This is a genomic window from Streptomyces sp. NPDC056161 (assembly GCF_042268025.1).
Taxonomy (GTDB): Bacteria; Actinomycetota; Actinomycetes; order Streptomycetales; family Streptomycetaceae; genus Streptomyces.
Map to the genome: position 1 here is coordinate 89,183 of NZ_JBHJUV010000036.1, position 17,204 is coordinate 106,386.

17 protein-coding genes are annotated in these 17,204 nt (G+C 70.5%); 11 read left to right on the forward strand and 6 right to left on the reverse strand.

Annotated features, from left to right (window positions below; all coding sequences use genetic code 11):
• Positions 1-7 precede the first annotated feature (7 nt).
• From ACFC09_RS29500 to ACFC09_RS29535, 8 genes are all read left to right on the forward strand, one after another.
• Positions 8-1,180, forward strand: a complete 1,173-nt coding sequence (locus ACFC09_RS29500; protein ID WP_376533373.1) for an acyl-CoA dehydrogenase family protein — start codon at positions 8-10, stop codon at positions 1,178-1,180.
• Positions 1,181-1,230: 50 nt separating this feature from the next.
• Positions 1,231-2,202: a methionyl-tRNA formyltransferase gene (locus ACFC09_RS29505; protein ID WP_376533374.1), complete on the forward strand. Its 972-nt coding sequence runs from the start codon at positions 1,231-1,233 to the stop codon at positions 2,200-2,202.
• Between the two features lie 96 nt (positions 2,203-2,298).
• Positions 2,299-2,802: a cupin domain-containing protein gene (locus ACFC09_RS29510; protein ID WP_376533375.1), complete on the forward strand. Its 504-nt coding sequence runs from the start codon at positions 2,299-2,301 to the stop codon at positions 2,800-2,802.
• A gap of 36 nt (positions 2,803-2,838) precedes the next feature.
• Complete coding sequence (locus ACFC09_RS29515) at positions 2,839-3,591, forward strand: SDR family NAD(P)-dependent oxidoreductase (RefSeq protein ID WP_376533376.1); 753 nt, start codon at positions 2,839-2,841, stop codon at positions 3,589-3,591.
• 408 nt (positions 3,592-3,999) lie between these two features.
• Positions 4,000-5,106, forward strand: a complete 1,107-nt coding sequence (locus ACFC09_RS29520; RefSeq protein ID WP_376533377.1) for a prephenate dehydrogenase — start codon at positions 4,000-4,002, stop codon at positions 5,104-5,106.
• Between the two features lie 151 nt (positions 5,107-5,257).
• A complete protein-coding gene (locus ACFC09_RS29525) occupies positions 5,258-5,818 on the forward strand; it encodes a TetR/AcrR family transcriptional regulator (protein WP_376533378.1) in 561 nt (186 codons plus the stop codon).
• Between the two features lie 81 nt (positions 5,819-5,899).
• Entirely contained in the window at positions 5,900-7,096 is a 1,197-nt protein-coding gene (locus tag ACFC09_RS29530; protein WP_376533379.1) for an MFS transporter, read from the forward strand.
• Between the two features lie 45 nt (positions 7,097-7,141).
• Positions 7,142-8,047: a zinc-binding dehydrogenase gene (locus tag ACFC09_RS29535; RefSeq protein WP_376533380.1), complete on the forward strand. Its 906-nt coding sequence runs from the start codon at positions 7,142-7,144 to the stop codon at positions 8,045-8,047.
• Between the two features lie 146 nt (positions 8,048-8,193).
• On the opposite strand, the gene ACFC09_RS29540 is transcribed toward ACFC09_RS29535, so the two are convergent.
• The 5 genes from ACFC09_RS29540 to ACFC09_RS29560 form a co-directional block, all read right to left on the reverse strand.
• Positions 8,194-8,961 carry an SDR family NAD(P)-dependent oxidoreductase gene (locus ACFC09_RS29540; RefSeq protein ID WP_376533381.1) on the reverse strand — a complete coding sequence of 256 codons (768 nt, stop codon included), beginning with the start codon at positions 8,959-8,961 and terminating at the stop codon, positions 8,194-8,196.
• A 284-nt stretch (positions 8,962-9,245) separates the two neighbouring features.
• Entirely contained in the window at positions 9,246-10,655 is a 1,410-nt protein-coding gene (locus tag ACFC09_RS29545) for an oxygenase MpaB family protein (protein ID WP_376533391.1), read from the reverse strand.
• 98 nt (positions 10,656-10,753) lie between these two features.
• Positions 10,754-11,467 carry a polyprenyl diphosphate synthase gene (gene uppS, locus ACFC09_RS29550; RefSeq protein ID WP_376533382.1) on the reverse strand — a complete coding sequence of 238 codons (714 nt, stop codon included), beginning with the start codon at positions 11,465-11,467 and terminating at the stop codon, positions 10,754-10,756.
• Between the two features lie 329 nt (positions 11,468-11,796).
• A complete protein-coding gene (locus ACFC09_RS29555) occupies positions 11,797-12,105 on the reverse strand; it encodes an SDR family oxidoreductase (protein WP_376533383.1) in 309 nt (102 codons plus the stop codon).
• Between the two features lie 231 nt (positions 12,106-12,336).
• Positions 12,337-13,047 (reverse strand): FadR/GntR family transcriptional regulator, encoded by a 711-nt coding sequence (locus ACFC09_RS29560; RefSeq protein ID WP_376533384.1) that lies wholly within the window; start codon positions 13,045-13,047, stop codon positions 12,337-12,339.
• Between the two features lie 217 nt (positions 13,048-13,264).
• On the opposite strand from ACFC09_RS29560, the gene ACFC09_RS29565 reads away from it, so the two are divergent.
• Positions 13,265-13,837, forward strand: coding sequence for a TetR/AcrR family transcriptional regulator (locus ACFC09_RS29565; RefSeq protein ID WP_376533385.1), 573 nt, complete (start codon positions 13,265-13,267; stop codon positions 13,835-13,837).
• Between the two features lie 9 nt (positions 13,838-13,846).
• On the opposite strand, the gene ACFC09_RS29570 is transcribed toward ACFC09_RS29565, so the two are convergent.
• Complete coding sequence (locus tag ACFC09_RS29570) at positions 13,847-14,971, reverse strand: CaiB/BaiF CoA transferase family protein (protein WP_376533386.1); 1,125 nt, start codon at positions 14,969-14,971, stop codon at positions 13,847-13,849.
• Positions 14,972-15,050: 79 nt separating this feature from the next.
• Here ACFC09_RS29570 and ACFC09_RS29575 point away from each other — a divergent pair, with 79 nt between their 5' ends.
• Positions 15,051-16,232: an acyl-CoA dehydrogenase family protein gene (locus ACFC09_RS29575; RefSeq protein ID WP_376533387.1), complete on the forward strand. Its 1,182-nt coding sequence runs from the start codon at positions 15,051-15,053 to the stop codon at positions 16,230-16,232.
• Positions 16,232-16,990, forward strand: a complete 759-nt coding sequence (locus tag ACFC09_RS29580) for an SDR family NAD(P)-dependent oxidoreductase (RefSeq protein WP_376533388.1) — start codon at positions 16,232-16,234, stop codon at positions 16,988-16,990. The genes ACFC09_RS29575 and ACFC09_RS29580 overlap by 1 nt, the downstream gene beginning before the upstream one ends.
• Positions 16,991-17,204: the final 214 nt, after the last annotated feature.

Sequence of the window (17,204 nt, forward strand, 5' to 3'; positions counted from 1 at the left end):
ATCAACCATGATCACCACAGCGGTACCCAACACCGCGGACGACATCATCCGACGGGCAAAGGAGATCCAGCCCCACCTCAGGGAGAGCTCCGCCCGGATCGAGGAGCACCGGCGGCTGCCCGGGGACGTCGTCGAACTCCTGCGCAACGCGGGCGTGTTCCGGGCCGCGATGCCCCGGGCCTGGGACGGTCCCGAGCTGACGTCCATCGAGCAGACCCGGCTGATCGAGACCATTTCCTACGGGGACGTCTCCGCCGGATGGTGCTCCATGATCGGCATGGACTCCGGGATCTACTCCGGGTTCATCGACCAGGACGCCGCCCGCAAGCTCTACCCCGTGCTGGACCTCGCCCAGTCGGGCTGGATCTACCCGCAGGGCACGGCCGAGCGGGTCGACGGCGGCTACCTGGTCTCCGGGCGGTGGCGGTTCGGTTCCGGCACCACCCACTGCGACATGCTCGCCGCCGGCTGCGTCGTCCACGAAGGAGGCGAAGCGGTCATCGACGAGTCGACCGGGAAGGGCGAATGGCGGGTGATGCTCGCCACCCCGGACAAGTACCAGCACCTGGACACCTGGTACACCACCGGACTCGCCGGCTCCGGCTCCATCGACTACGCGGTCGAGCAACTCTTCGTGCCGGCCGAGCATTCCTTCTCCTTCACCGAGCCGGTACGCAGCGGCCCGCTGCACGACGCGCCCGACGCGATCCTGCGGAAGATGGCCGGCATCCCTCTCGGACTCGCCCGCGCCGCCCTCGACCACGTCCGCGAGCTGGCCGCGGACCGCGTCGACCGGGAGACGGGGCTGCCCTGGCCGCGCGACCACCGGGTGCAGGAGACCATCGCCGAGCTGGAGATGGAACTGCTCGCCGCCCGCTCCGCCGTGTACACGACGCTCGAACGCCAGTGGACCGCGCTGGAACAGGGCGCCGAACGCGGCGCCGACGAACGCGTCGAGACGGCCCTCGCCCGCTACCACGCCTTCCGCACCTCCCGCCGCATCGTCCACCGCCTCTTCGACCTGGTGGGCGGCGCCTCGGTCTACCGCAAGAGGTCGCCGCTCGACCGCTGGCTGCGCGACGCCAACACCATGAACCAGCACGCGGTGGCCCAGAGCTCCATCCTCCAGCTCACCGGGAACGTGCTGCTCGGCGGCAGGTCCACCTCTCCCTTCTTCTAGGTCCCCGGGGACCTTGCCACCCGCGGTACGTACGGAAGGAACCACCGCACATGACATCCCCGATACGGGTGGTGCTGTTCTCGGAGGTCAACTCCAAGCTCGGCGCCCCCTTCCTCGACATGCTCCACGGCCATCCGCTCGTGGACCTCGCCGCCGTCGTCACCAGCCCCGCCGGCCGCCTGTGCGACTACTTCGTCGCCGACGCCGAGCAGGTCGACCTGGAACAGCGGGGCAAGGCGCTCGGCGTTCCGGTACTGCGCCCCCAGAAGATCAACGACCCCGCCTTCGTCCGGCAGGTCCGGGATCTCGCACCCGACTACCTGATCGTGGGCAACTTCCAGCGCATCCTCAAGGAGGAACTGCTCGCCACGCCGAAGGTGACGTGCGTCAACTTCCACCCCAGCGCGCTGCCCCGCTACGCGGGCCTCGCGCCCTTCTACTGGATGGTCCGCAACGGCGAGCGGGACGGTGCCGTCACCGCGATCGAGATGGCCCCGGGCCTCGACACGGGCGCCATCATCACCCAGCACCGGACACCCCTCACCGGCCGTGAGACCGCCCGCGAACTGCGCACGATCCAGGAGCGCGCCAACGTCCTGATGCTGCTGGACCTCATTCCGCAGCTGGTGTCGCGCCGCTTCCCGCGCATCCCGCAGGACCCCTCGGAGCGCACGTATTTCAGCCGTCCCGGCGAGAGCGACTTCCGGCTGGACTTCGCGCACTCCACGCACAAGGTGGCCTGCCACATCCGCGCCGGCTACCGCAGTCCGGGCGCCTTCGCCGAGGCCCCCGGCGGCGAACGCGTGACGGTCCTCTCCTCGGACGACACCGTGCCGTCGGACACGCCCCTGGAACCCGTCGGCACCGTACGGCACTTCGCGGGCGGCGTCTTCGTCGCCTGCCGCGACGGCTGGCTGCGGCTGCTCACCGTCGAACGGGACGGCATCGAGGTGCCCGCGCAGGCGCATCCCGCGCTGCGTGACAGGACCCTCCTGTCCGCCACGGCACTCACCCCCGCGTGAAGCCTCCCGGCGGCCCCGCGTGAAGCCTCCCGGCCGCGCGCCCTCCCAGCGGCGTAGGAAGCCGCAGCACACCCCCGACAGAAGGAGCACTGCCACGTGTCGCTGAGAGAACAACAGGCCACCGACAAACCCCCGGTCGTACGGAAGGTGCTGCACGTGCCCGCGGGCCAGGGACCCGCCGTGTGGCTCAACGGCGACGTGTACTCCGTGAAGGTCGGTCACGAGGGGTCCGCCGGCTCGCTGGCCGTCCTGGAGGCGTCGGTGCCGCCCGGCGGCGGGCCGCCCCCGCATGACCACCAGCACGAGGACGAGGCGTTCTACCTCCTCGAAGGCGAGTTGGAGATCCATGCGGGCGGCGAGACCTACCGGGTACGGGCCGGGGACTTCGTCTTCGTGCCGCGCGGCACGGTGCACGGCTTCCGGAACACCGGTCTGCACACCGCGAAACAGCTGCTGCTGTTCACCCCGGGCGGGTTCGAGCGCTTCTTCCTGGAGGCCGGACAGCGGGCGGTCAGCGGCGAGAGCATCCCGCCCTTCGATCCCGCCGACAACCCCGAGGCCGCCCGGGTCGCGGAGAAGTACGGCTCATTCCAGTCATGAACACCCCGGAATCACAGAAAAGAGGCTGACGACATCATGAGTGGAAAGCTGAACGGGAAAGCGGCCCTGGTCACCGGCGGCAGCAGGGGAATCGGCGCGGCCATCGCGCAGCGCCTCGCCGAGGAGGGCGCCGATGTCGCCATCACCTACCAGGGGAACAAGGACGCTGCCCAGGCCACCGTCGAGCGCATCACCGAGAGCACCGGCCGACGCGCGCTCGGCATCCAGGCCGACGCCGCCGACGCGGACGCCGTCACCGCGTCGGTGGAGCAGGCGGTGCGGGAGCTGGGCCGGCTGGACATCCTGGTCAACAACGCCGGTGTCAACGACATGGCCCTGCCGAACATCGTGGACACCCCGGTGGAGACCATCGACTGGATTCTCGACGTGAACACCCGGGGATCGATCCTGGCGGCCCGTGCCGCGGCCCGGCACCTCCCGGAGGGCGGCCGGATCATCAACATCGGCTCCTGCCTCGGCGAGCACGTCCCGGCCGCGGGCTTCGCCACCTACGCCGCGAGCAAGGCCGCGATCACCGGGCTGACCAAGGGGCTCTCCCACGACCTCGGGCCGCGTGGCATCACGGTGAACGAGGTCGCACCCGGCTCCACGGACACCGACATGAACCCTGAGGACGGCCCGGCCTCCGCGTACCAGAAGGGGCTCTCCCCTCTGGGCCGATTCGCCAAGCCGCAGGAGATCGCGGCGGCGGTGGCGTATCTCGCCTCCCCGGAGGCCGCGTTCACCACCGGCACCCGCATCGGCATCGACGGCGGTGTCAACGCCTGACGCGCCCGCGCCCGAACGGCCCCGGCCGGCCCTCCCTCGTGGCACGGGCGGGCCGGGGCCCCGCCTCGCGCGGGGGTGCATCGTGTTCTCCCCCGCCCACGGCCTCGGTCTTCCCCACGCCCGCCCGACCCGGACTCCGCCCCGCTCGACCGCCCCGCACAGGATCGCGGCCCCCGTCGCCACATGCCCGCACCGAGCCGACGGGGCGTACCCGCGCCACCGCCGCCCGCTCGCCCTCCGCCCTTCGAGCCGACCCGCGACCCACACCCCTGCTTCAGTCGGGCGGCGTCGACTCCCCGGCCGCGGAGATCGCCCGCGGCCGGTGCCGTGGCGCCCACTTCCCATGGCCACCGCCCACACCTGAGACAACCCGAGTCGAACGAAGGGGACGACCCCGTGATCCGCACGATGGCAGTAGTCGGGGCAGGGCTGATCGGCACGTCCGTGGCGCTGGCGGCGCGGCGCGGGGGCGTGGCGGTCCACCTGCTGGACGCCGACGAGGCGAACGCCGCCACGGCGGTGGCGCTCGGCGCGGGGGTGCTCGGCCCGCCCCGGGAACCCGTCGACCTGGCGGTGCTCGCGGTCCCGCCCAGCGCGGTCGTGACCGTCCTCGCCGAACAGCGCGCACGGCAGCTGGCCGAGGTGTACACCGACGTGGCGAGCGTGAAAGGGGCGGTGACGCGGGCCGGGGAAGGACCGGGCGACTTCATCGGTGGCCATCCGCTGGCCGGCCGGGAGCGGTCCGGACCGCTGGCGTCCCGCGCCGACCTCTTCGAGGGGCGCCCCTGGGTGCTCGCCCCGTCCCCCGAGACACCCACGCCGGTCCTCAACCGCGTACTCGAACTCGTCTCGATGTGCGGGGCGATCCCGGTACTGATGGGGAGTCAGGAGCATGACGCCGCCGTCGCCCTCACCTCCCACGTGCCCCATCTGGTCGCCTCCCTGACGGCGGCCCGCCTCCAGGGCGGTTCGCACGACGCGCTTCGCCTGGCGGGGCAGGGCCTGCGAGACGTGACCCGCGTCGCGGCCGGCGACCCACGTCTGTGGGCCGACATCCTCCGGGCCAACGCCCTCGGTGTGGCGGCGGTCCTGCGGGAGCTGACCGGTGACCTCACCCGGGTCCTGGCCGCGCTCGACGAGTTGGCCGCGGTGGGTCCGACGGACGCGGAGGAGTCGGCCAAGACCCTGGTGGGGGTGTTGGAGCAGGGGGTGGCGGGCCTCGACCGGATCGGAACGCGCACGACGCGGCCGGGACCGCACGTACAGCTGCGGGTCAGTGTGGGACGGCGGCCGGGGGAACTGGCCCGGCTGCTCGCCGCGCTCGCCGAGTCCGGCATCACGGCCGATGACCTGACACCGGTCCACTCGCTGCGGCAGGGGACGCTGGCCGTGCTGTTCGCCGTGCCTCTGGCCCCGGCCCGGCGCGTGATCGCCGGCCTCTCGGAAGAGGGATGGCAGGCCGAGATCTGGGACCCGCAGACCGCGCCGAGGACGCCGACGGGTGGCGGTTCGTGAAGTGCCGCCGCTGGCGCGGGCAGCGCTGCGGACGCCCGCGCACCGCCGCCGAGCTGCCCTGACCGGCCCCGTTCTCGTATTGTTCTGAGTGTTCCATAAGCTGTATGGTGGAGTCATGGGCCGACCGCGATTGTTCGACGAGGATCAGGCAGTGGAAGCTGCGTGTCGCGTCTTCTGGGCCAAGGGCTACGAGGGCGCGACCACCGAGGACCTCTGTGAGGCCACGGGACTCGGTCGCAGCAGCGTCTACAACACGTTCAAGTCGAAATCGCACCTCTTCCGCAGGTCTCTCGACTACTACGTCCACATGATGACCGCCCGTCAGATCGCCGTGCTCGGCGAAGACGGTCCGAACGCCCTGGAGCGCGTCCGGGGGCTCCTCGCGGTCGTCATCGACGGGGAGATGGAGAGCCGCCGGAAGGGGCACGGATCCGGTTGCTTCACGGTGAACACCATCACCAGTCTGGCCTCGAAGGACCCGCTCGTCGCGAAGATCATCGACACCGACCTGGAGCGGCGGCTGTTCTCGCTCCGGTCCGTCATCAAGAGCGGAAGACTGGACGGATCCATCACCTCACCCCGGGACGCGCAGAGCCTGGCCTGGTATCTGGTGTCCGTGATCTACGGAATGCGCGTCGCCGCCCAGTCCGGCGTCGACCGGCAGATACTCGACGACATCGCCACCACCAGCCTGGACGCGCTGACCACCTGACCCCTTCCGCCGCCACCCCGGCGCTCACGCATGGCCAATTTTGGAATGCGCAATACAAAACATCGGGAGAGACCACATCTCATGCCGAAGTCCGTCTATCTCATGGCCCTCGGAATCTTCGCCATGGTCACCAGCGAGTTCCTCGTCGGTGGTCTCATGCCGCAGATCTCGGACGACCTGAACGTCTCGATCCCCCAAGTCGGCTACCTCATCACGGCCTTCGCCGTGGCCATGGCCGTCGGAGGCCCGTTCGCCGCCGTGGCGGTCCTGAAGTTACGTCCGAAGCGCGCCCTGCTCGTGCTGTTCGTCGTCTTCCTCGCGGGCAACGTCCTGGCCGGGATCTCCACCACCTACTGGCTGATGGCGGTGGCCCGGGTCATCACCGGCACGGCGTCCTCGGCCTTCTTCGGCGTCTCGCTCTCCGTGGTCGCGCAGATCACCAAGCCCGAGATCCGAGGCCGCGCCATCGGACTCGCCATGCAGGGACTCATGGTCGGCACCCTGCTCGGCCTGCCCATCTCCACACTCGTGGGGGAACAGTGGGGCTGGCGTGCCGGGTTCGTCGCCGTCGGCGTCATCACCGTGCTCGCCGCCGTCGCCACCATGATCGTCCTGCCTCCGCTGGAGCACTCGGCGGACTCCGGGGACTTCCGCGAAGAGGTCCAGGTGTTCCGAGCGCCGAGGCTCTGGCTCGTGCTGTGCACCTCCACGCTCATCATCGGTGCCACCTTCGCCGCCTTCTCCTACTTCACACCGATCTTCACGGAGGTCACCGGATTCTCCCGTGGCATCGTCCCGCTCCTGCTGCTCGCCTACGGCGCGGCGACGGTCATCGGGAACGGGGTCGTCGCCCGGCTGGCCGACGCGCACACCATCCGCGTCCTCGTCACCGGTCTGACCCTCAACACCGTCTTCCTGGTGGCCTTCGCGACCCTGGCCGAGATCAAGATCCCGGCGGTCCTCGCCATGCTGGGCATCGGCTTCGTCGGCGTCACCATGAACCCCGCCATGATCAGCAGGGTCCAGCGCATCGCCAACGCCCGGCCACTGGTCAACACCATCCACTCCTCCTTCATCACCCTCGGCGTGGTCATCGGTTCCTGGATCGGCGGCATCGGCATCAACCACTACGGGCTCACCGCGCCCCTCTGGCTGGGTGCGATCCTCGCCGTCCTCGCGCTGGTGGCCCTGATCCCCGACCTGGGGCAGCTGCGCCGTGCCGACAAACCCACCGAGACCGCGCTGCCCGCCCCGGAGCACCAGATGGAACGCGCCTGAGGCATCCGAGGAACCTGGCAACCCGTACCACTGGAGGCAACCACCATGCGTGCCCTGGTCGTCGACCACGAGGAGCCCGGACGGCTCGCGCTGGCCACCGTGCCCGACCCCGTCCCAGGTCCTGACGATGTCCTGGTCAGGATCTCCGCCATCTCGCTGAACTACGGAGAACTCCCCCGCTCCGACGACGTCCCGGCCGGGACCGTGCCCGGCTGGGACGCGGCGGGGACCGTCGAACGGGCCGCGAGCAGCGGCCCGGGACCGAGGCCGGGTGACCGCGTCGTCACCTGGGGCTGGGGCAGCGGCTGGGCGGAGTTGCGGGCGGTACCCGTCGGAGAACTCGCCGTGCTGCCCAAGGAGGTGTCGTTCGTCGACGCCGCCACCCTGCCCGTCGCCGGCATCACCGCGCTGCGTGCCCTGCGCGTGGCGCAGGTCCTGCCCGGCCGGCGGGTCGCCATCTCCGGGGCGTCGGGGGGCGTGGGACGGTTCGCGGTCCAGCTCGCACACCTCGCCGGGGCGGAGGTCTACGCACTGGTGGGCCACGCCGCCCGCGGCGAGGGTCTACGGGAGCTGGGGGCGGACCATGTCATCACCGGAGCGGACCAGATCGACGCCCCGTTGGACGTCGTCCTGGACAACGTGGCCGGGCCGCAACTGGCCGAGCTGCTCGACCACATGGCACGTGGCGGGGTGGTGGTCTCGATCGGGTCCGCCTCCGGTGCCCCGACGACACTGCGCCCCTCCCACCTCCTGCCTCGGCGCCTCACCCTGATCGGCTACCAGGACGCCGGTGACTCCGCCGCCGACCTCGCGTACCTCGTGGGTCTGCTCGCCGAGGGCAGACTACGGGCGAGCGTGGACCTCGTCGGTGACTGGAAGACGGCAGGCGACGCGGCGATGGCACTGCTGGACCGCCGCATCCGCGGCAAGGCGGTGCTCACGCTCGGCTGAAGGGACACCGGAAACGCACGACGCCCGGCCGGGAACCGCCTGTTCCCGGCCGGGCGTCGTGCGTCATGCGTCCTACTCGGCGTCATGGCGCCGGTCCGCCCGGAATCGGCGGTGACGGTCGAGGTGGGATCCGTGTCCCCGCCGCGTCAGGCCAGATAGCCGCCGTCGATGTTGAGGACCTCACCGGTGACGAAGGAGGCGGCGGGGCTGGCGAAGAAGAGCACACCGGCCGCGATCTCCTCCGGACGGCCGTAGCGGCCGAGTGCGTTGGCCGCCCGCTGGGCGTCCGCGAAGGGCCCGGTCGGCGGATTCATGTCGGTCGCCACGGCGCCGGCCTGGACGACATTGACGGTGATGCCCCGGGGCGCCAGGTCACGCGCGGCCCCCTTGCTGTAGCCGACCACGGCCGCCTTGGTCGCCGCGTAGTCGGCCACCCCCAGGAAGCCCGCGCGGCTCGCCAGCGTGGAGCCGACGGTGATGATGCGGCCCCCGTCGCCGAGCACCCGTACAGCGGCCCGGGTCGCGGCGAAGACGGCGTTCATGTTGACGGTGACCTGCCGCTCGAAGGACACATCGTCACGCTCGGCGTCGTCGATCGAGCCGTTGATCGACACCGCCGCGTTGTTGACGAGGATGTCCAGGCCACCGTGTGCCCGCGCCACCGAGTCGATGAGGGCGACGACGCGGGCCGGCTCGCTCTGGTCGGCCTCGTGGGCGACGGCGTAACCGCCCGCGTTCTCCACGTCCTTGACGACGGACAGTGCCTTCTCCTTGGAGGCGGCGTACGAGAAGGCGACCCTGGCGCCCTCGGCGGCCAGTGCCCGCACAATGGCCGCCCCGATCCCCCGCGATCCACCCGTCACCAGGGCGACCTTGCCGCGCAGTGTCTTCTCCGAATTCCCCGTCCGATCCATCGGCTCCCCAAGCGTGTGTGGTTGTCCTTGCTGTTTCGATGGAGAGTATTGGATCTTCCAGTTCACAATTCAGTGGACAAGCCGTGGGGTGAACGGACGGAATCCCGGTCCTGCGCGGGAGAACGAGGCTGCTCGCGCCCTCATCCTCACCGGAACGAGTGAGGACTTCCGTTCGGCGCGAGTTGACGCCCAAGGGCGACGGCCTGCGCGCCGAGCGTGACGCGCGGCGTGGCCGTCATGGACGTGGTCTTGTATGTGGCGGTGGCACCGCGCCGGGAAGGTGGTCAGGCTTCGGCCAGCAGGGGGTCGTACGGCGTCGAGCGCCCGCGGCCGGACATGAAGGCCAGGAAGTCCCGTACGAAGGCGCTGCGGGTGTAGGTGCCGTCGGCGCCGGTGATGTCGCGGTGAAACGCGGTCCGGAACAGCGCTCGGTATTCGTCCGCGTCGATGTGCTGGTTGCCGTCCTTGTCGGTGACGTCGAAGAGGACCTCGGAGAGCCTGATCAGTGCGGGGCCCGCCATGGACGGAACTGCCGCCACGTACTCCGCGGCGCTGATCCGGCCGTCGCCGTCGGTGTCGCATTCCGCCTGGAGTTCGCGCCACCAGTCGGCGAAGGCGTTGTAGAGACCTGTTTCCTCAGGTTCGTCCAGGTCGAGGCGGCCGGACAGTTCGCGGGCCATGGCGGCGAGGTCCGGCCAGTCCAGGTAACCGTCACCGGTCTGGTCCAGCACGTCCTGGAAGAACTCCTCCGCACTGCGCCGCGTACCGGTGCTTGCCGCGGGTTCCGGTGGCGGGGGAAGGGGTGTGACGAGCCTGAGCAGGGCACCGGCTCGCTGCATCCTGTCGCGGAGAGCGGTGATCTTCCGCGCGCGCGGGTCGTCGCTGTCGGGAGACAGGGCCAGCAGTTCGGCGATGCCTTCTGCCTGGATCCAGTTGTCGGGGAGGAAGCGGGCCAGGCCGGCGGCCAGGTACGCGCTGTGCATCAGGGTCTGAGCGCCCGGCATGTCCGGCAGTCCGGCCCGTCTGCGAAACGACTCCGGGAGGGACGCCACCGTGATCGCACCGATGACCGGGCCGGCGACGGCGCGGCCGGTCGCCCAGAGCGTGGGCAGGCCGTTCAGCAGAGGAGGAACGGGGAGGTGGTCGAAAAGCTTGTAGAGAATGATCCGCATCGCGTCCGTGTTCTCCAGCTCCTCCTCGACCACGCGGTCGTAGTACCGCCAGAAGTCATGGAGGGTGTGCGGCAGGTGACCGGGTTCGTCTCCCATGGCCGCGAGGAACGTCTGGAATTCCAGGTACAGGCGCTCCATGACGCTCTGTTCAAGGGGCTGTCCGCTGAGCCGGCACATGGTGACGGCGCTCTCGAACAGCGTCGCGACCACCCAGGCCCGCGCGCCGGGGTCCATGGCATCGTACGGCCGGTGCTGCGCGTCGGTCCCGTTCAACCGGGCGTGCAGGCGGTTGAGCCGTCCCGCCTCCTTGAGCCGTACCTGGTCGTCGGCGCCGAACATGCGCTGCATGCTCATGAAGGTGTTGCGCAGCCGCCGCCAGGGATGGGCGACGAAGGTGGAGTTCTCGATCAGTGCCGCGCCGATCTGTGGGTGGGCCGCCTCCAGTACGGTCGCCCGGACCATCGCCAGCGCCCAGCGCGGGTCGTCGAAGAACTCGTCGAACTGCGAGCCGGGGCCGAACAGGGGCCTCGGCCCGCCTGCGGCGTCGGGCTGTTCGGAACCGCCGTCACGATCGGCGGTACTGGCTCCGCCGCTGCTCGGGTGGCCGCCGTCTGCGTGGGTCAAGATCGGGATTCTCCGTTCCGGTCGGGCTGCACGCCGCCGAAGCGGCGATCGCGTTGCTGATAGGCGTGCAGGCACTCGATGAAGTGCGGCGCGCGGAAGTCCGGCCACAGCACCGGTGGGAAGACCCACTCGGCGTAGGCGACCTGCCAGAGCATGAAGTTGGAGATGCGCTGTTCACCCGAGGTACGGATGACCAGGTCCACATCGGGGGTGTCAGCAAAGGGCAGGTGAGCCGCGAAGCTCTGCTCCGTCACCGCGTCGGCCGGTACTCCACTGCGGATCAGTGATCGCGCGGCCTCGACGATGTCCCGGCGCCCGCCGTGATCGAACGCGACCGTCAACGTCATGCCCCGGTTGCCGCCAGTCACCGTCATCAGGTCGGCGAAGTCCCGGGCCAGTTCCGATGGAATCCGTGGGTCCGTCACACCGAGGAAGCGGCATCGAATCCCACGGGCGTGCAGGAGCGGGGCGTGCTTGCGCACGACACGGCGCACCAACTGCATCAGAAAGTCGACCTCGTCGCTCGGCCGACGCCAGTTCTCGGTGGAGAACGCGTACAGGCTCAGCCATTCGACCCCCGCGGTCCTCGCCGCCTCCATGACGTCGATCACCGTTGTCTCCGCGGCGCGGTGCCCCGCGCTCCGGGGCAGCGACCGCTGCGCCGCCCAACGGCCGTTGCCGTCCATCACGCAGGCGACGTGACGTGGCACTCCGCGTGGACCCCCGCCGTCCCGGCAACGAGGAGCAGGGGACGCTGCGGCACCGCCGGTGGCCTGCTCAACTGACAAGTCCGCTCCCTCAGCACACGTTGGACGCCTTGCCCGCTCGCACGAGTCCTGCCCCGACGGCCCGCCCGCCGCCGTTCACGGGCCACCCACTGCTCGACGTCACCGCCGTCGCCTCGGCTCCCCGGTGGCCGGTTACCCCAGCAGGGTGGCAGCACCGGATCCGGCGCAGCAGGCGAGTCACACAGTTTCACCCTTCGTATGTATGTCGTATTTGATGTTCCCGCGGGAGAAAGGTCGAGTCGGGCTCGGTCTCACATGAAGGCGCCGCCGTTGACGTGAATCGTCTGGCCGGTGATGTGACGGCTGGTCTCCTGGCACAGGAAGACCGCCGCCTCCGCGATGTCGGTGGGTTCCAGGACTGCGCCCAGGGCGTTCTGGGGTCTCAGCCGCCCCTGGTGAGCAGCATGCAGCCGCCGACGGGGCCGCCTCCGGCGGCGACAACGGCGACCTGCGGGTCGCGCACCTGCGTCCGGCCTGTCGAAGCGGGCCGGGTCACGGCCGGCGGCCAGCAGGTTGAGGACGACCCTGCGCCCCGCACGCACCCCCAGGTTCCCGGTCATGATGTCGTCGCGGGGATGTTCCCGGCCGAGCGCGTGCGCTGTGCCAGGGCCGGTTCTACGACCGGGGCGGCACGCTCGTCGCCAGCATCGTGCAGGAGGGGCTGGTCCGGCCGCTCGCCCGGGAGGGTGCTACGTGACGGAGCGGCCCACCGCCCCAGGAATGCGGCGGTGGGCCCGTGCGGATCGGTGGCCGATCGGTGGTGCCGCTGCGGACGGCGGCACCACACCGGCTCACTCCATCAGTTCGACGATGGAGAGTTCGTCGCTGCTGGAGAGCAGTTTCTTGCCGACGTCGGCCATGTGCTCGGCCCAGAACCGCTCGGCCTCCGCACCCGACCGCTTCTCCAGCAGGCCGACCAGCTTCTTGTGCGCGCGGAAGGCGCTGTCCCGCTGCCGGTCCCCGTCGGCCCAGCGCAACAACGCCGCCTGCGCGTGCCGTTTCGAAATGTGCTCAAGGGTCTTTGCGATCACCGTCATGGTGACATTGCCGGAGAGCCCGACCAGCGTGGTGTGGAAGCGCCAGGCGACGTCGGGGAACTTGCCGGCGTCGCCGCGCACCGCGTTCTCCTCGTCGAGCAGTTCCCGCAGCCGGGCGAAGTCGTCGTCGGTCGCCGTCTCGGCGGCCATCCGTACCGCCACCGGTTCGAAGATCATCCGAAACGCGTAGATGTCGGCGAGCGTGCCCTCGCGCAGCTGCAACAGCATGCTGAAACTGCGCGCCGTCACCGAGGTGTCCGGGTGGCTCACGACCGGCCCGCGGTGCGAGCCGCGCCGCACCGTGATGAGCTGCTGGGCCTCCAGCAGGCGCAACGCCTCGCGCAACGTCGGCCGCGAGACGTCGTACTCCTCGACCAGCGAGGACTCGGACGACAACGAGTCACCCGGCTGCAGCTCACCGCTGAGGATCTTCTGCCGCAGCTCCGAGGCGACGACCTCGGCCATCTTCGGCAGCCGCCGACGCCCTACGGGAGTTCGCTGATCGTTTCGCTGAGTGTCCGGTACGTGTTGCCCCATCTCCGGGATGTTCCGCCGCGAGCCCTGCCCAATGGGCCCCGGCCCATTATTGCGATGGAATCCACCTAAGTTAACTATGGCATACTTGCCTTAGTCATCTTCATGGTGGTCACACCCCGCGAAGGGGAGAAGCTACGCTGAGATCATGCCATCGACACGTCGTACCGCGCGCCAGACCGATCTGCTGGAGCGGCTGGTCGCACTGTTGACGGCCGAGGGTTTCGCCGCGTTCACCCTCGACGAGCTGACCGAGCGACTGCGGTGCTCGAAGACAACGTTGTACCAGCTGGCGGGCAGCCGACCGGAATTGGTCCGGGAGGCGGTCAAGCACTACTTCCGGAAAGCCACCGAGGCCATCGAGAAGCAGGTGGCGGACGCCTCGGAGCCGTCGGACCGAGTGGTGGTCTATCTGAACGCGGTCGCCGAGCAGCTCAAGCCGCTCTCCAGGCAATTCCTCGACGACATGGCCCATTTCGAACCGGCCCGCGAGGTGTACGAGGCCAATACGCGCATCGCCGCCGGCCGGATCAGGCAGCTCGTCATCGAGGGCGTCGCCGCCGGCGCCTTCCGTGACGTCCACGCGGCGTTCGTGGGCGAGGTCGTAGCCGCCACCATGCAGGAGATCCAGCGCGGCGAGATCTCCACCCGAACCGGGCTGTCCGACTCGGAGGCGTACGCCGAGCTGGCGTCGCTCATCGTCCACGCGGTGTCGCCCTGACCCGGCCGGTCACAGGTCGACGCCCCAGTCGCCCAGCACCTCCTCGGTGTCCGCGCCCGGCACGCCCGGGGCGGACGGCCGTCCGCCGGGGGTGCGGGAGAAGCGCGGGGCCGGTGCCGCCTGGAGCACGCCGCCGGCCTCGACCAGGGTCCGGCGGGCCACCAGATGCGGATGCGCGCCCGCCTCGGCGAAGGTGAGCACGGGGGTCACACAGGCGTCCGTCCCGGCGAAGTGCACAGCCCACGCGTCACGCGTACGGGAGGCGAACAGCTCCGTGAACCGTGCCCGCAGCGTCGGCCAGCCACTGCGGTCGCCCTGCGCGGGTACCTGTGCGGGGTCGACGCCCAGTCCGTCGAGCAGGGCCGCGAAGAAATGCGGTTCGAGCGCCGCGACGGCGACGTACTTGCCGTCGGCGCACACATAGGTGTCGTAGAAGGGAGCCGCTCCGTCGAGAAGGTTGGAGCCGCGCTCGTCCGTCCACTCCCCCATGCCGCGCAGGGCGAGCGCCATCTGGGCGAGCAAGGCGATCCCGTCGACCATCGCGGCGTCGACGACCTGCCCCACTCCGGAGCGTGACCGCTCCCAGAGGGCCGCGAGGACGCCCACGACCAGGAGCATGGAGCCGCCCCCGAAGTCCCCGACCACGTTGAGCGGTGGGGGCGGCGAGTCGTCGGCGCGGCCCATCGCGTGGAGTACGCCGGTGAGGCCGAGGTAGTTCAGATCGTGTCCGGGGTCCTGGGCGAGCGGGCCGTCCTGGCCCCAGCCGGTGATCCGGGCGTACACGAGTCCCGGATTCCGTCTGCCGCACTTGTCGGGGCCGATCCCCAGCCGCTCGGCGACGCCTGGCCGCAGCCCCTCGACGAGGACGTCCGCGCGGGCCGCGAGGGCAAGTACGAGGGCTCGGCCCTCGGGCTGTTTGAGATCCGCGAAGACCGACCGGCGGCCACGCAGCACTATGTCGGTCGCGCCGGCCGGGCCGAGCTGGAGCGCGCGCCCGGCGGGCCGCTCGACGCGGACCACGTCGGCCCCGAGATCGGCCAGCACCATCGCCGCGTGCGGAGCGGGTCCGAGTCCGGCCAGCTCAAGAACGCGCAGGCCGGCCAGCGGACCAGCAGATCCATCCCTGGGAGGCATGGCATTACCGTACCTCAGACGATACTGTTGTATCGCTTGGCGTATCAAAATTCCCCAGTGTCAGGACCGAGGGGTTCACATGCCCGCTACCCGAACGCTTCCCTCAGCGGAAGCCGTCGACCTGATCGACCTGACCCGCGAGCTCGCCGAGAAGGAGCTCGCGCCCCGCGTCGGCGAGGCAGAAGCCGAGGAGCGGTTTCCCCGCGAGGTTTTCCGCACCCTCGGCCGTGCCGGGCTGCTGAGCCTGCCCTACGCCGGGGAACACGGCGGCGGTGACCAGCCGTACGAGACCTATTTGCAGGTTCTCGAAGAGATCGCGGCCGTGTGGTCCAGCGTCGCGGTCGGTGTCTCGGTCCACGCGCTGTCCTGCTTCGGGCTCGCCGCCTTCGGTACCGAGGAGCAGAAGAAGGAGTGGCTCCCCGACATGCTCGGCGGCAACCTGCTCGGCGCCTACTGCCTGTCCGAGGCGCACGCCGGTTCCGACCCCGGGGCGATGCGCACGCGGGCCGTCCGGGACGGCGACCACTACGTGCTCAACGGCGCCAAGGCGTGGACCACGCACGGCGGGTACGCGGACTTCTACACGGTCATGGCGCGCACGTCCGACGACCGCTCGCACGGCATCTCGTGCTTCCTCGTACCGGCCGACACCCCCGGAGTGGTCGCCGACCCTCCCGAGCGGAAGATGGGCCTGACCGGTTCCGCCACCGCCACCGTCCGCCTGGAGGAGGTACGCGTCCCGGTGAACCGCAGGCTGGGCGAGGAAGGCCAAGGGCTCAAGATCGCCCTGGCCGCGCTGGACTGCGGACGGCTCGGCATCGCGGCGGTGGCCGTCGGACTCGCCCAGGGTGCGCTGGACCACGCCGTGCGCTACGCGCAGGAACGGGAGACCTTCGGCCGGCCCATCATCGACCACCAGGGCCTGGCCTTCGTCCTCGCGGACATGGCCGCGGCGGTCCAGTCCGCCCGCGCCACCGTGCTCGCCGCCGCGCGGCTGAAGGACCAGGGGCTCCCGTTCGGCTGTGAGGCGTCCGTCGCCAAGCTGGTGGCCACCGACAACGCCATGAAGGTCACCACCGACGCGGTCCAGGTGCTCGGCGGCTACGGGTACACCCGTGACTTCCCGGTCGAGCGCTACATGCGCGAGGCCAAGGTCATGCAGATCTTTGAAGGCACCAACCAGATCCAGCGCCTGATCATCAGCCGTGCGCTGAAGAAGGACGACCGCGGCGCCCTCAGGGTGCGGAACCAGGAGAACTGATGCGTATCGACCACACCGCCGCGATCGTCACCGGTGGAGCCTCCGGCCTCGGCGCGGCGACCGCGGCAGCCCTCGCGAAGCAGGGCGCCCGGGTCTTCGCGCTGGATCTCGCGGCCGGCATCGAGCGCGCCGCGGACGTCGAGGGCGTCACCTACATCGCGACCGACATCACCGACGGCGCCGCGGTGCGGGCGGCCGTCACGACGGCCGCCGCCGGCGACGCACCACTGCGCACCGTCGTGAACTGCGCCGGTATCGGGCCCTCGATGCGGATCCTCGGCAAGAAGGGCGTGCACGACCTGGACCTCTACGCCAGGGTCGTACAGGTCAATCTCATCGGCACGTTCAATGTGCTCGCGCTGGCCGGTGAGGCCATCGCGCAGACCGAGGCCGACGAGCACGGCCAGCGCGGGGTGATCGTCAACACCGCCTCGGTCGCCGCGTACGAGGGCCAGATCGGGCAGGCCGCCTACGCCTCGTCCAAGGGCGGCATCGTCGGCCTCACCCTGCCCGCCGCCCGTGATCTCGCCCAGTACGGCATCCGGGTGTGCACCATCGCGCCCGGCATCGTGGAGACCCCGATGCTCGCGACCATCTCCGAGGAGTTCCGCGCCGGGCTCGCCGCCGGCGTCCCCTTCCCCCGGCGTCTGGGCCGCCCTGACGAATACGCGCAGCTCGCCCTGGCCATCATCGAGCACGACTACCTCAACGGCGAGACCATCCGCATGGACGGAGCCCTCCGCATGGCCCCGCGCTGACCCGGATCGGGCGACGGGGACGCCGGGGAACAGCCCGTCGGGCGCTGCCCCGTCCGCACCGCGCCTCTTCCCGCCGCATCCCCGCTGTGCCTGTTCACCACCGCGGCGGATCCGCTCACGCGGCTGCTGCGGGCGTCCGGTCGGCCGCGGCGCGCACCCCCCCCGCCCCCCCGCCCGCCCGGCCGGTTCGCGGGGGGCGCGCCCGGTTCGGGGC